The 13,754-nt window shown below is 40.2% G+C and carries 8 protein-coding genes; all 8 read right to left on the bottom strand.

What is annotated here, in order from left to right; genetic code table 11:
- Positions 1 to 35: 35 nt before the first annotated feature.
- Positions 36 to 2,408, bottom strand: a complete 2,373-nt coding sequence (locus V7077_RS03145) for a beta-glucosidase (RefSeq protein WP_335498394.1) — start codon at positions 2,406 to 2,408, stop codon at positions 36 to 38.
- A 95-nt stretch (positions 2,409 to 2,503) separates the two neighbouring features.
- Positions 2,504 to 3,496, bottom strand: coding sequence for a LacI family DNA-binding transcriptional regulator (locus V7077_RS03140; RefSeq protein WP_335498393.1), 993 nt, complete (start codon positions 3,494 to 3,496; stop codon positions 2,504 to 2,506).
- Positions 3,497 to 3,499: 3 nt separating this feature from the next.
- Positions 3,500 to 4,558 (bottom strand): aldose epimerase family protein, encoded by a 1,059-nt coding sequence (locus V7077_RS03135; RefSeq protein ID WP_335498391.1) that lies wholly within the window; start codon positions 4,556 to 4,558, stop codon positions 3,500 to 3,502.
- 35 nt (positions 4,559 to 4,593) lie between these two features.
- Positions 4,594 to 6,075, bottom strand: coding sequence for a UDP-glucose--hexose-1-phosphate uridylyltransferase (gene galT / locus V7077_RS03130; protein ID WP_335498390.1), 1,482 nt, complete (start codon positions 6,073 to 6,075; stop codon positions 4,594 to 4,596).
- Positions 6,076 to 6,139: 64 nt separating this feature from the next.
- Positions 6,140 to 7,303: a galactokinase gene (locus V7077_RS03125; RefSeq protein ID WP_335498389.1), complete on the bottom strand. Its 1,164-nt coding sequence runs from the start codon at positions 7,301 to 7,303 to the stop codon at positions 6,140 to 6,142.
- 232 nt (positions 7,304 to 7,535) lie between these two features.
- Positions 7,536 to 10,628 (bottom strand): glycosyl hydrolase 53 family protein, encoded by a 3,093-nt coding sequence (locus V7077_RS03120; protein WP_420489604.1) that lies wholly within the window; start codon positions 10,626 to 10,628, stop codon positions 7,536 to 7,538.
- A 168-nt stretch (positions 10,629 to 10,796) separates the two neighbouring features.
- Positions 10,797 to 12,866: a beta-galactosidase gene (locus V7077_RS03115; protein ID WP_335498433.1), complete on the bottom strand. Its 2,070-nt coding sequence runs from the start codon at positions 12,864 to 12,866 to the stop codon at positions 10,797 to 10,799.
- A gap of 36 nt (positions 12,867 to 12,902) precedes the next feature.
- A complete protein-coding gene (locus tag V7077_RS03110; RefSeq protein WP_335498387.1) occupies positions 12,903 to 13,754 on the bottom strand; it encodes a sugar ABC transporter permease in 852 nt (283 codons plus the stop codon).

The raw sequence follows: 13,754 nt of genomic DNA, 5'->3' as shown, positions 1-13,754 counted from the left end.
GCATTTTCTTTTAATGTAAGCTGGTTTTTTCCGATTTATTGTTTAATAAGCCGCTTAAAGTCTACTTTAGGTTTTAAGACATTACTGACTTTTTGTACAATCATATCATGGTCGACTGTAAAAGTTGCAGACTCTTTTATATTCTCGGAGGATGTGCCTGCTTTTACTGTATAGGTACCTTTTTCAAGAATCCAAATGGATTTTTCTTCGTCAAATGAAGCTAGATCTTTAGCATTGAGATTGAAATGAAGAAGTTGACACTGATTAGGTTTTAACACATTTGTTTTGGCAAAAGCCTTTAATTCTACCGCAGGCTTTTGAATCTTTCCATCTGGAGCAGATACATAGACCTGAACTACTTCTCTTCCTGGAAGACTGCCGGTATTTTCAACCATGGTACTAATAGTGAGTTTGTCCTTAAATTTCTTGCCCTTGATGACTTTCACCTTGCTGATGTCAAAGTCTGTGTAGGATAATCCATAGCCAAACTCATAAGCAGGCTTTACTCCAAAGGTTGTAAAATACCGATAGCCGACATAAATATCTTCCTGATAAATTACTTTAGCTGGGTTTGCAGCCGGTGTTCCTGGGAAGTTAGCTGCTGATGGGACATCACTGTACTTTACAGGGAAAGTAGTGGTCAATTTTCCAGACGGATTCACTTTACCGGATACTACATCGGCTACAGCATTACCCGCTTCCTGACCTGGCTGCCATGTTAAGAGAATGGAATCCACCTTATCCCTCCAGCTTGCTACTTCTATTGGCCCTCCAATGTTTAGAATAACGGCCACTTTTTTCCCTTGCTTATGGTACTCGGTTGTTACTCTTGAAATCATATCTTGTTCAGCATCACTTAAAAGGTAATCCCCTTTTACCACTTTTCGGTCCTCAGCTTCTCCAGAATTTCGTCCGATAACGATGATTCCAATATCTGTTTCTTCTGAAGCAGCAATAATTTCATTCTCCTCTAAAGGTTTCTCTGGTATCACTGGGACCAGCTTCCCAAATTCTTCACCCCAGGGGTTCGGTTTAATTTTATACGGTTCCTGCCTGCGCAATAAATCAATATAGGTTTTATATTTACTTAATAACTCTTGATTAATTTGGTAGCCAGCTTCCATTAAACCTTCTGCAATCGATACTGTATAGGCTGAGTTTACGTCACCGCTGCCAGTCCCGCCCTTAATAGTCTCAATCTGTGTATTCCCGAATAATGCAATCTTTTTATTTTTATTAATAGGCAGAGCTCGCTCTTTATTTTTTAATAGGATCATTCCTTCTGCCGCAGCTTTTCTTGCCATCATTGCATGTGCCTTTAAATCCGGCTGGTCAGAATTTTGATATTTCTTAAACTCAGGCGTTTGAATGACGATTCGTAGAATGTTCTTAATATTACGATCAAGAATTTTCTCGTCTAATCTTCCTCCTTCTACAGCTAGCTTAATAAGATTGGATTTTTTAGGCGACCCAGGCATAATTAAATCATTACCCGCCCTCATTTGTTCCACTGGGTCCTTACCAGCAAACCAGTCAGTCATAACAAAGCCTTTATAACCCCAATCTTTTCTTAATACTGACGTTAATAAATCAGTGCTTTCGGAAGCATATGTCCCATTGATTTTATTATAGGAGCTCATTACAGCCCATGGATGGGACTCTTTTACTGCCATTTCAAAACCTTTTAAGTAGATTTCCCTTAACGCGCGCTGTGATACAATCGTATCAATAATCATCCGGTTCGTTTCCTGATTGTTTGCAGCAAAATGTTTAATTGTTGCCCCTGCACCATTGGATTGAATCCCATTCACAACGGAAGCTGCTATTTTTCCAGAGATTAAAGGATCTTCTGAATAATACTCAAAGTTTCTGCCGTTTAACGGATTTCTCTGGATATCCAGAGCAGGTGCTAAAAACAGATCTATTCCATATTCTTTTACTTCATTTCCCTGCGCCTCGCCAACAGCTTTAGCCACTGCTGTATCCCAAGTAGAGGCCAAAGCTGTGGCGATTGGAAAAGCGGTCGCGTAATAGGTTTGCGTCTGTCCAGGTCTTGTAGGACGGATCCTTAATCCAGCTGGCCCATCTGCCATCCGCAATTCAGGAATACCAAGTCGTGGAATTCCATATGTCCCACCCACAGCACCTGTTATTTCAAATGGTCCTCTTGTGATGCCAGGCATTCCTACTCCCACAACAAATTTTGTTTTTTCTTCTAATGTCATGGCTCGAATAACTCTGTCAATGGAAGCTTCATCTGTCAGGTAAGGTGCTCCTGTCTGTCCGATAGAAGTTTGGTATGTTTGTACTCTGGATGAATTTTGAGCCTCGGCGGATGCCATGTCAAAGGTAAATCCGGAAAGGAGTAATGAAGATAAAAATGTTATAGCTAATATTTTTGTTGTCATTTTTTTCTATCCCCTTTAAGTTAGGATATCCAGACTAAAAATAAAAAAGCCGCTTTATCCACAAATAGTGTGGACAAAGCGGCTCTTTTTATGTTCTAAAAGCTGCTATTTCGAATAATGAGTTTCGTAGCGATGAAAATCTTTTTGGCAGTCTTTCTGCCTTCAATACGTTCAAGCAGCGTATCGACCGCTGTCTCACCCATCAGCTCGGTATAAACCTTGACAGTACTCAAAGTTGGAAAAACATATTTTGAAATGCTGATGTCATTAACCCCAATAAGGTTAACCCGTTCCGGCACAGCAATGCCTTCCTCCAGCAACGCCCTTAAGGCACCAACTGCTATCGAGTCATTCCCCGCAAAAAAGGCAGTCGGTAAGTTGTCACCAAGCTCCTGAATGGCCTGTTTCATCAACGCATGGCCATCTTCAGCTGAAAATTTGCCATTATACATAACGCTCTTATCAAATAGCCCTTTTTCCTTTAAATACCGTTTAAAGGTTTCTTCTCTTGCATCCTCAATAACGGAGGTCTTGTCTTTAAATTCCTCTTTGCCGCCGATATAGCCAATTTGTGTATGACCCTTTTCGATAAAATAATCAAGCACCTTCTTCGTTGCCTTCTCAAAGTCGATGACAATCGAATCATACTGCTCTTCATCCGGTGAGGTATCCACAAATACAATATTTTTAGTAATTGATCGCAATTCTTTCACTTGCTTACGGCTAAACTTTCCAATCGCGATCAGTCCTTGAAGTCCATCATCTTCTTTTAATTCTTCATAGTTATCCTGAAAATACTTAACCAGCTGGAGACCATGATGACGGCAACGATTTTCAACACCTAACCGTATCGACATATAATAAAGATCTTCAAGTTCTTCCTTTTCGGTATACCACTGAAGGACAGCAATTTTACCTGAATCCTGTTTCCGAGTCGGCTTCTTCTTATAAGAAAGTTCCTCAGCCGCCTCAAAAATTTTCTTTTTAGTTTCATCGCTGACAGAAAGTGTCGTATCATAATTCAATACACGTGAAACCGTTGCAATCGAAACACCCGCTAACTGAGCAATATCTTTTATGGTAGCCATAAATCAATCACCTAACATCTTGGTAAAGAAACGATACGTTGTCGCAGCACGGTATACATCCTCAGGATTTAAAGTGACCGATGGAAAGTTCGGATGATGGATGGCATCTGGCAGCCCTTGGGTCTCTAAGCAGACACCTAGATAATTTCTAGCCTTTACACCTGAAATCTCAAACTCTCCATCTAACATATTGGACGTATACAGAACAACGCAAGGCTGGTCAGTAGTTATCTCAAGAACTCGTCCGCTCTCTTCCTCACTTAGAACAATCTGATTTTTTCCTTCTGTTGAGAAAAGCAGTGGGTGGTCGTAACCTTGTCCAACCAAGACATTCTGCGGATAGGAAGACTCGAAGCCATCCTTTAATTTTCTTCCTCTAGTAAAATCAAACGGTGTATTCACTGACACCGGCATCTCCCCTGTAGGCATGAGATCCGGAGCCAATTCTAGGAATCGGTCACTATCCAATTGGAGTACATGTTCAGAACAATCCCGCTTATTATTTCCGCTTAAGTTAAAATAGGAATGATTCGTTAAGTTGACTAAGGTTTTTTTGTCTGTTCTTGCTTCATAGCTTACTTTCAGTTCATTATCATTTGTTAACAAGTAGGTTACTTTTGTTTCTAGATTTCCCGGGTAGCCTTCTTCCCCATCTGGACTAGTATAAAAGAATGACAAACCAACAGCGTCATCGGCATCGATTTTTTCCGTTCTCCAAATAACCGAGTCAAACCCTTTTACACCACCATGAAGATGATTCGGACCATCATTTTGCTCAAGCGCATATTCCTTTCCATCCAGTTCAAAGCTTGCACCTTTAATTCTTCCTGCCACACGTCCGCAAACAGCACCGAAAAACGGTGACCATTTTGGATAATCTTCAAAGTTATCAAAACCAAGGACTACATTTTCTACGTTCCCATTCCGGTCCGGAACGAGGATTTTCGTAATCACACAGCCATAATTTAAACAAGCTACGGTCATGCCGGAGTCATTGCTTAACGTATACTCAACCACATCTGCTCCAGCATAACTTCCAAAAAGCTGCTCACTCATTTTCATTTCTATTCCACTTCCTTTTTTTAATTATAGAGATATTATAATGTATCGATAAAGCGGCGGAATCCAGCCTCTCCCTCTTTATTCCGCTTAAACACACCAGCATCTTCTAATACTCGTAAAAACTTTTTGCCTGCTTCTTCTCTTACCAGCGTTTCCACATGGGTTTTGTCAACAGACGTTCCATAACGATCCTTTAATTCATTTGCCCAATCACGATGATAGTCCGCAACCGCATCCGTTTTACCAAGCAGGAAGTTTTCTACCTCTTCCAGTTCTCCCTTAAGGCGGGCAGGAAGGACAGCCAATCCCATTACCTCAATCAGTCCAATGTTTTCCTTCTTAATATGATGAACATCTGCATGCGGATGGAAAATGCCTAATGGATGTTCATCACTCGTCCGGTTATTACGGAGAACCAAGTCTAGCTCAAACAAATCGCCATTTTTGCGGGCAATCGGGGTAATCGTATTATGCGGTGTTTCATCCGTCCAAGCTAAAATATCAAGTGCTTCATCACTGTAGCCTTTCCACTTTTTAAAAATATGGGCTCCAGCTTCCACCAGTGAACCTGTATCTGCTGACCGCAAACGGATTACCGACATTGGCCATTTAACGATAGAGCCTTCCACATTGGGAAAACCTCCGATGGTAAATCTCCAATCGTCACCTGCCTTGGCCATCGCAAATTGATAGTTTCCACCTTGATAATGCTCATGAGATAAAATAGAGCCCCCCACAATCGGAATATCCGCATTTGAACCTAAGAAATAATGAGGGAATTGCTCAACAAACTCCAAAAGCCGTTTAAATGTGAGAGGACTGATCTTCATGTCCGTATGTGTTTCCGACAACACAATGCAATGCTCGTTATAATAAACATATGGAGAGTATTGTAAATACCAATTCTCATTTGTTAAATTCACACGAATCATCCGGTGGTTCGAACGTGCAGGGTGGCCGATTCTTCCAGCATACCCTTCATTTTCAATACAAAGCAAACATTTAGGATAGCTGGATTTTTTCGCCAACTTCTCGAGTTCAATACTTTTTGGATCTTTTTCCGGCTTCGATAAATTAATCGTAATATCTAACTCGCCATATTCTGTCTTAGCTTTGTATTCAATATTTTGGCGGATTCGCTTCATCTGGATGTAGTTACTGTTTTTACTTAACTCATAAAAGTACTCCGTCGCCTGCTTGGGGTTTTCTAGATACTTTTCGTAAAACTGACTGTTCACACTTGATGGCCGGGCGATAAAGCAATTCATAATATTACTTGAAAAAATATCCTTACGATCAAAGATATCTTCGATGATTCCTTGGTCCACTGCATAATCAACGATTTTTTCAAGGAGGTCAGGAATTTCCAGAATGCTTTCTTCCAGTTTAACTTCCTTATACTCCTCTAATTGCAACAGTGCGAGTACTTGATTTCTTGCATATATTTCGTCTTCCCGCTCCATTAATTGAGTTGCAAGCGCCTGTTCAACTAATTGCTGGACTAATTGAAAAATCATATTTGATCGCCACCTAAATTTGATAACTTTTGATGATGCTCTTATTCGTTCCAAGCATCTACTATTATAATTCTTTTGCTCCATCACCAATGCTAGCTGCATAAAATTCTGCTTCATATCCAATCTTGTCAGCATAAGCTGCTCCCACATTGGCAATAAAGCTTTCTACCTGATCGTTTTCAACAATCGCAATCGCACAGCCGCCAAAGCCTGCTCCTGTCATCCGTGCCCCAAGGACACCAGATTGTTTCCAAGCTGCTTCTACTAAACTGTCAAGTTCCAGCCCTGTCACTTCATAATCGTCTCTCAGCGAGATATGTGATTGGTTAACCAATTGACCGAAAACCTCTAAGTTTCCAGCCTTTAGTTCTTCGAGCGCACGCAGCGTTCTACTATTTTCATAGACCGCATGCTTTGCCCGTTTCCGAACAATTTCATTGGCAATTAAAAACTTGTTTTCTTCAAATTCCGCTTCGGAAAGCTGTCCAAGTGCTTTGATTGGAAGTTTTTGCTGCAACTGTCTTAATGCTTCTTCACATTCGCCTCGGCGCTCATTGTATTTTGAGTCTGCTAACTCCCGGCGCTTGTTGGTATTCATAATGATAATTTTGTGATTTTCCAGCTGAATCGGTGCGTACTCATATTTCAGGGTCTGGCAATCAAGTAAAATCCCTGCATCTTTCTTGCCCATACCAATTGCGAACTGATCCATAATTCCACTATTAACACCAATAAACTGATTTTCGACCTGCTTGCCGATTTTAATCATATCAAGTCGAGGAATCTCTAAACCAAACAGTCCTGCGACAAGAACCCCTGTTAACAACTCAATTGAAGCAGATGATGATAAACCAGCACCATTCGGAATATTTCCTTCAATCACACACTCAAAGCCAGTTGGAATTTGATATCCCGCCTCTGAAATGTACCGAAGCATTCCCTTTGGATAGTTAGCCCAATTATGATCTTTATGGTATTCGAGTTGTTCGAAGGTAAATTCAATCACACCTTTGTCTGGGAAGTTAGCTGAATACAAACGAACAAGCTGATCATCCCGCTTTTTGGCAACAGCATAGGTCCCGTACGTAATTGCACATGGAAAAACATGGCCGCCATTATAGTCAGTATGTTCACCAATCAAGTTAATCCGCCCCGGTGCAAAGAATGACTTTTCCGGTGCAGTATTAAAAATAGTTTGGAATATAGAATTAAGTGTTGAGATTGTCATTTTATCGTTCCTCCATAAATGTAATCCTTTTCATTTACCTAAAACTTAATATGAATTCTTACCTTCATTTTACTTACTTCAGTAAAATAAATCAATATTTTTACTAAAATATTACTAAAAATATAAACGGCGCATGAACCATTTACCTTCATGCGCCGTTTCTTTATTTATTCACTAGTTTGTTTTCAATTGTTTCTTAATTAAACAAGGTGTCATTCAGTGGAAGAATACCTTATTTTTTTGAATTATCATGTTTTACCATTATCGGATTGGATTGAATGGCGGAATTTCCAGCATTATCCCAAACCTTGTAGGTTACAGTATAAACTCTGTCAACGTTTCCACTTCTCTCTGCTCTCAGCAGAAAATCAGTATCAAAGGTTCCATAGGCCGCTCCCTGAATATCATTGACTGTATTCCCATCGCCAATTCCATTATCTAATTGATTACTTTTAATCGATACTAATTCAATCCTATTAATTCCAGATTGGGCATCATCACCAATAACCGAAGCTTTAATTGGAGTAAGCGTATGGTCTCGGTCGAATAGGATACTAGAGCTAAAAGAAACATTCAATATCGGAGCGGTTTTATCCATTTTCACTGTAACAGATTGTACCTTTTCGACATTACCCACTCGGTCAGTACTTCGGTATTGAATAACATTTACCCCTTCTGTTGTTACATCAAACGGTCCGCTATACGTTTGCCAATTGCCATCATTAACCTTATATTCTGTTGCTGCCAGTCCCGATTGATCATCAGTACCATTTAAACTTATATTGACATCTTGATTATACCAGCCATTATTGGCTTGCCCTGAAAGATTCGCATTGGTTACAGGCGCCTGAGTGTCTTGATCATTTGACCGATATAAATAGAAATCATCTAAACTTCCCCATGCACCGCCATTCGCTTTTATACTTGCTCCAATCGTTATGGTTCCTTCTGTAACAAGAATATTTTGGATTTCAGGGTTACTCCAATTTACCCAGCCATTTACACCTGTACCGACTTTTATTTCTTTACCGCCAGTTTTAGCATAAAGATTCATTACTGGATTTACAGCGTCTCCGCCTTGTAGAAACATAGAAAGATTATAATATCCTGGCTTTAAGCCTGAAATCGTCTGTTCTACTCTAAAATCAACTCCAGCAGCTGAGTAAAAGTGCAACGAATAATTGCCTGTTTTGGCATCTGAAGCCTTTTGCTGATAATCTGTGTGTGCTGCCGTTCCATTTTGATAAATAACTTTCCACATTGTTCGATTACTATTTTCAAAACTTGGGTTCAATACAAAATTTTCTGCTTTAATTTGAAGATGTGCCTTAACAGTTGTTCCACCTTCGACGATCCCATGAATCACATAATTTCCTGTTCCACTATTGATAGCAGTAGTAAGTGCGTCATTATCCCATGTAACGGAAACCGTCCCTGTGCTTCCATCATTATAAGTAACCACAACGGTTTTTGGTAAAGTGATTGTGTCCCCTTGTACAGCACTAACGGAAATATCCTTAATTTCGTCAATATTCAACGGAGCAACCGCACCAGTATCAACATATTTAAAGACATTTAAAGAAGGAAGCGGATGTCCAGTAAAATCAAACATAGCCTGATTATCAACTGCACTGCCGCCGTACCAAACACCAGCATCGGCAGGATCGTATTCCTTAGAATAACTAGCCGCCCAACCGGATCCATATTGCTCCCAAAGCTGTTTATTATGTGTTAACTCTTGTGGAGTCCCGACCGGTATCCACGCAGGTTCCCAATAAAATACACCAATCCCAGCTTCACCAATATTAGCAACCGCTTGGATGACATCCCGCACGGCATTAGCCTGCCCCTGAACCGTAATCGGGTAATTTAATGTTTGACCTGAATCTTTTGGAGCTGTATTTGCGTGTCCATCTCCATCTGCTGCGGTATAGGTATAAGATGTTTCAGCCACCATTACCTTTTTGCCATACGTATCAGCAACATTCTTTAGAACTGACGTTAAATTACTTAATGTGCCATGCCAGAATGGATAATACGAGCTGGCAAATACATCATAATCTACGTGATTATCAGCAAGAGTTTTAGCATAAGAAGCATATCTTCCTGCTGTTTCAGGGTTCGTAAAATGAACAGCCACTAAGATATTCGGATCAACTGCTCTTACCGCTTTACTTCCTTCATTAAATAAAGCACTTATTTTCGTCCAATCCTTTTCTCCAGCAACTCCGCCATTCGTTTCATTGCCAACTTGAACCATACCAATATTTATTTCCGCAGCCTTCATGGTCTCCAGACTTTTTTTAGTATAGTTATATAAAGCTGTCTTCTTATCTTCAAAGCTTAAGTTTGCCCATGCCTTTGGTACTTGCTGTTTAGCTGGGTCTGCCCAGAAATCGGAATAATGGAAGTCTACTAATAGTTTCATTCCATTTGCAGTTGCCCTTTTTCCTATTTCAATCGCCTTTGTTAAATCATTATTACCGCCGCCATAGCCATTTCCTTGCGCGTCATAAGGATTATTCCAGACACGGACCCGAATGTAATTGACTCCAGCATCGTGCAAGGTCTTAAAAATATCCTGAACTTCTCCGTCCGTATTATAAAATTTAACTCCGCTGTCTTCTAAGGAAATAATACTAGAAACGTCCACGCCTTTAATAAAATCATTATCTAAACCGTCGACCCTTTTTACAAAAATATCGGCATTAACAGGCTGGGGAACATTCCCACTATTAAGAGAGATTAAATTAAAGCTATCTAAATATCCCCATGCCTTCGATGCTCCAGAAACCACTGCGCCTATTTTTAAATTAGACGTGTCTTCCTTTAAATCAAATTTCAAAGTAATTTTTCCCCAATTATTGTAACCTGTTGTGGCAACAGCATTGAGCGAATTTGTGCCGGCAAAAAGTTTAATACTTCCTGCTTCAGAAGCTGCTCCACCCATCGATTTTACCGATAACTCATAGCTTCCGGCTGGGAGATTTGGAATCGTTTGTTGTACAGTAAACGATGGATTCCCTGTTGCAGTATCCTTGATCCAGTATTTAAAGGCATGATCCCCTTCATCTTTCGTCATCCAAGAGTCATTTGCATAAGCATATTGGCTAATATCGAAATTCTCCCAATTGGTTGTTTCAATATTCCATGAACCATCATTCCAAAAATCGCTTTCAAATCCTCCATTCTTTAGGTTTTGCGTCTGTGAATCTGCAGCGAAACTAGTATGACTATTGAAAAGAAGTGTACTAAACACCAGCACAACAGTTAACAGAATCGCAAGCGGCTTGACTGTTCTTCTCAAATTCTCCCACCCTCTCATTTGTTTTTATGAATATAGCAATATTATTGCTAAATCACCGAGGAAACGTTTTCATTAAACTGTAAAACTATTAAACTATAGAAAAGACATCCACTCTAACTAACGGAATGGATGTTTTCTACAGATAGGATAAATCCGAGCGGGAAGAACCCAGCTCATCATCACCCCTTACTTATTTCTAGCTTTTTCTAAAATGCGAACCTCATATTTTTCCAATGTCAGCTCACCTGTAAGCTCATTACCGTTAACTAAATCTTTTACATGATCCTCTATTACAATTGGCTGCTTTTCTTCCGTAAAATTCATGATAAAAATATAATCTTGTTCAGGCGCCTGTCTAACTTGCACCGAAACACCCTTTTCATGTTTTACAGAAACAACCGGCTGAAGTTCTAATTCATTGATTAGCTTCTGGTAAAACTCACGATGGAAGGCATCTTCTAATCGCCCGCCAATATAATACGTTTTTCCTTTTTCATATTCATGGCTCGTTACAGCTGGAGCATTGACATAAAAGTCTTCTTCATATCGACCCTCTGTCTTTGCAGAAGCTAGCTCAATAACAGTAGCATAGTCCTTCAGTTCATATGATTGATTGCAATAGCTTACATAGTTTTTATCACTTGGATATAATGTATCGGTTTCAACCGGCTTCATCCCAAATATCTCTTGCAAGTCTTTGTGCCAGCCGCCCAAATACGTTAGATCATGCTCATTAACAAGTCCGCTGATATAGGTCATGACTAATCTGCCGCCATTTGCAACAAATGTCTTTAAACGGGCAATGGTCTCTTCACTCACTAAATAAAGCATTGGAACAATCAATAGCTTATAGGAAGTAAAGTCTTGTTCTTTCGTAATCACATCGACAGGGATATCTTTTTCCCAGAAGGTCTTGTAATGCTGCTGTAATGTTTGTGGATAACGCTTGGTCTCCAACCCAAACCCTTGGGAATCATTTAAAGCCCAGTTGCTTTCCCAATCATAGAGGATCGCCACATCTGTCGGACGATTTGTTCCAACTACGTCAGACAGTTTTTCTAACGTTTGGCCCACTTTTGCTACTTCTTTAAATACACGGTTTTCTGAACTATTATCATGGTCAACAACTGCACCATGGAACTTTTCCGACGATCCGCGCGATTTCCGCCATTGAAAATACATCACGCTATCAGATCCATGAGCTACCATTTGCATGGACGCAAGCAGGTGCATACCTGGGCGTTTTGCTTTATTGACATTATGCCAATTGACACCGCTTGGGGTAGATTCCATTAATAAAAATGGCTTTTGCTTCAGGCTGCGGTATAGGTCATCGATAAAGCCAACCCTCATCGCTAAATCTGCCGTACTTTCCCAGTCATTGTGCCATGCAGGATAGGCATCCCAACTAACCACATCGAGATGTTTAGCGAACTTGCTATAATCCAAGGCCTGGAATGGAATAAGTTCATGTGTATCTGCCATAAAGTTTGTGGTAATCGGAATATCTGGTGTCAATTCTTTTATTGGAACAATCTCATTTTCAAAGAATGAAATCGTTTGGTCCGTAACAAACCGGCGCCAATCAAGGTTCAAGCCGTGAACCATATTTTCTCCGATTGGTGATGGAGATTCAATTTGTGACCAATCCGTAAAAGTATGACTCCAAAACGGACCCCACCAAGCATTATTCAGTGCTTTTAAATCGTTATCGTATTTTTCCTTGAGCCAGTTTCTAAAAGCATGCTGACACTTTTCACAATGGCATTCACCGCCGTACTCATTGGAAATATGCCACATTAATAAAGCAGGGTGATTGCCATAACGTTCTGCGAGTAATCGATTCATCTTCTGTGTTTTTTCACGATAAACCTCAGAAGTAAAACAATGATTATGTCTTCCGCCATGCAATTGTTTAACCCGCGCACCATTTACACGAAGAACCTCTGGGTATTTTTGTGACATCCAGGCAGGGCGCGCCCCGCTTGGAGTAGCTAAAATAACCCTTCCCTCAATACCATGAATGTTGTTGAAAATCTCATCCAACCACTCAAAGTTGTAAACTCCCTCTTCCGGCTCCAACGCTGCCCAAGCAAAGATTCCGACAGAGAATGTGTTTGTATGGGCAAGCTGCATCAATTTGATATCATCTGCTAAAATATCAGGCCGATCTAACCACTGATCTGGATTATAGTCTCCCCCATGAAGCATGAAGTTCGCTTTCGTTGTATAGGTCTTTTCATGATTTGTCATAATAATCTCCCTTACCCTTTATCAATTAATGTTGTTCCATTAACCTTTTGTTCCACCAGCCGTTAAGCCTGAAACAAAGTGCTTTTGCAATAACAGGAAGGCGACAGCAATTGGTATACTGATGAGAATAGCCCCTGCAGCAAAGGTTGTGTAACTTGCCCCCATTACTTCATTGACTAAATTGTATAGTCCAATTGGCAATGTGTAGGATTCAGGTGTTCTCAAGATGGTTGATGACATAACGAAATCCCCAAGTGGTCCCGTAAATCCATTCATCGCAACGACCGCTAGCATTGGTCTTGATAGTGGCATGATAATTTGCAAGAAGATTCTTGTATTGCTTGCACCATCGATTTTGGCGCTTTCATCTAGATCCATCGGAATTGAATCCATATACCCTTTCATCAAATAGGTATTCATTGGAATCGTACCGCCAATATACAGGAGGATTAACAGCCAGTGACTGTTCATCATTCCTAGCAGCTGTGCAAGTACGAACAGAGCAATCAACGCCGAAAATTGCGGAATCATCTGTAGCAGCAAAAACAAGGTTAGAGCATTCTTTCTTCCCTTAAAGCGGAAACGCGAAAAGGCATAGGCCGTAAAGGAAACGCTGATAACCGAACCGATCATCGTAAAAATACTGATTTTAAGAGAGTTCAAATACCAATGTCCATATTGCAGACTCTCTTTTCCAGCAAACAACTCTTTATAATGATCCAAGGTTGGATTTTTAGGAATAATTGAATTACTAACTAAACTGTTACCGGGATTAAAACTTGCTCCCACAGTCCAAAGTAAGGGGTAAATAATAATTACCGCCATTAGAATTAAGATTACATGTGAACTAAGGAGACGAAAGAATCTATTACTCTTCATTCCTGTCAGCAT

Origin of the sequence: Neobacillus vireti, from assembly GCF_036962465.1 — a bacterium.
GTDB classification, from domain to species: domain Bacteria; phylum Bacillota; class Bacilli; order Bacillales; family Cytobacillaceae; genus Neobacillus; species Neobacillus vireti_B.
The sequence above is the reverse complement of the archived record's forward strand: the minus strand, read 5'-3'. Positions and strand labels throughout refer to the sequence as shown.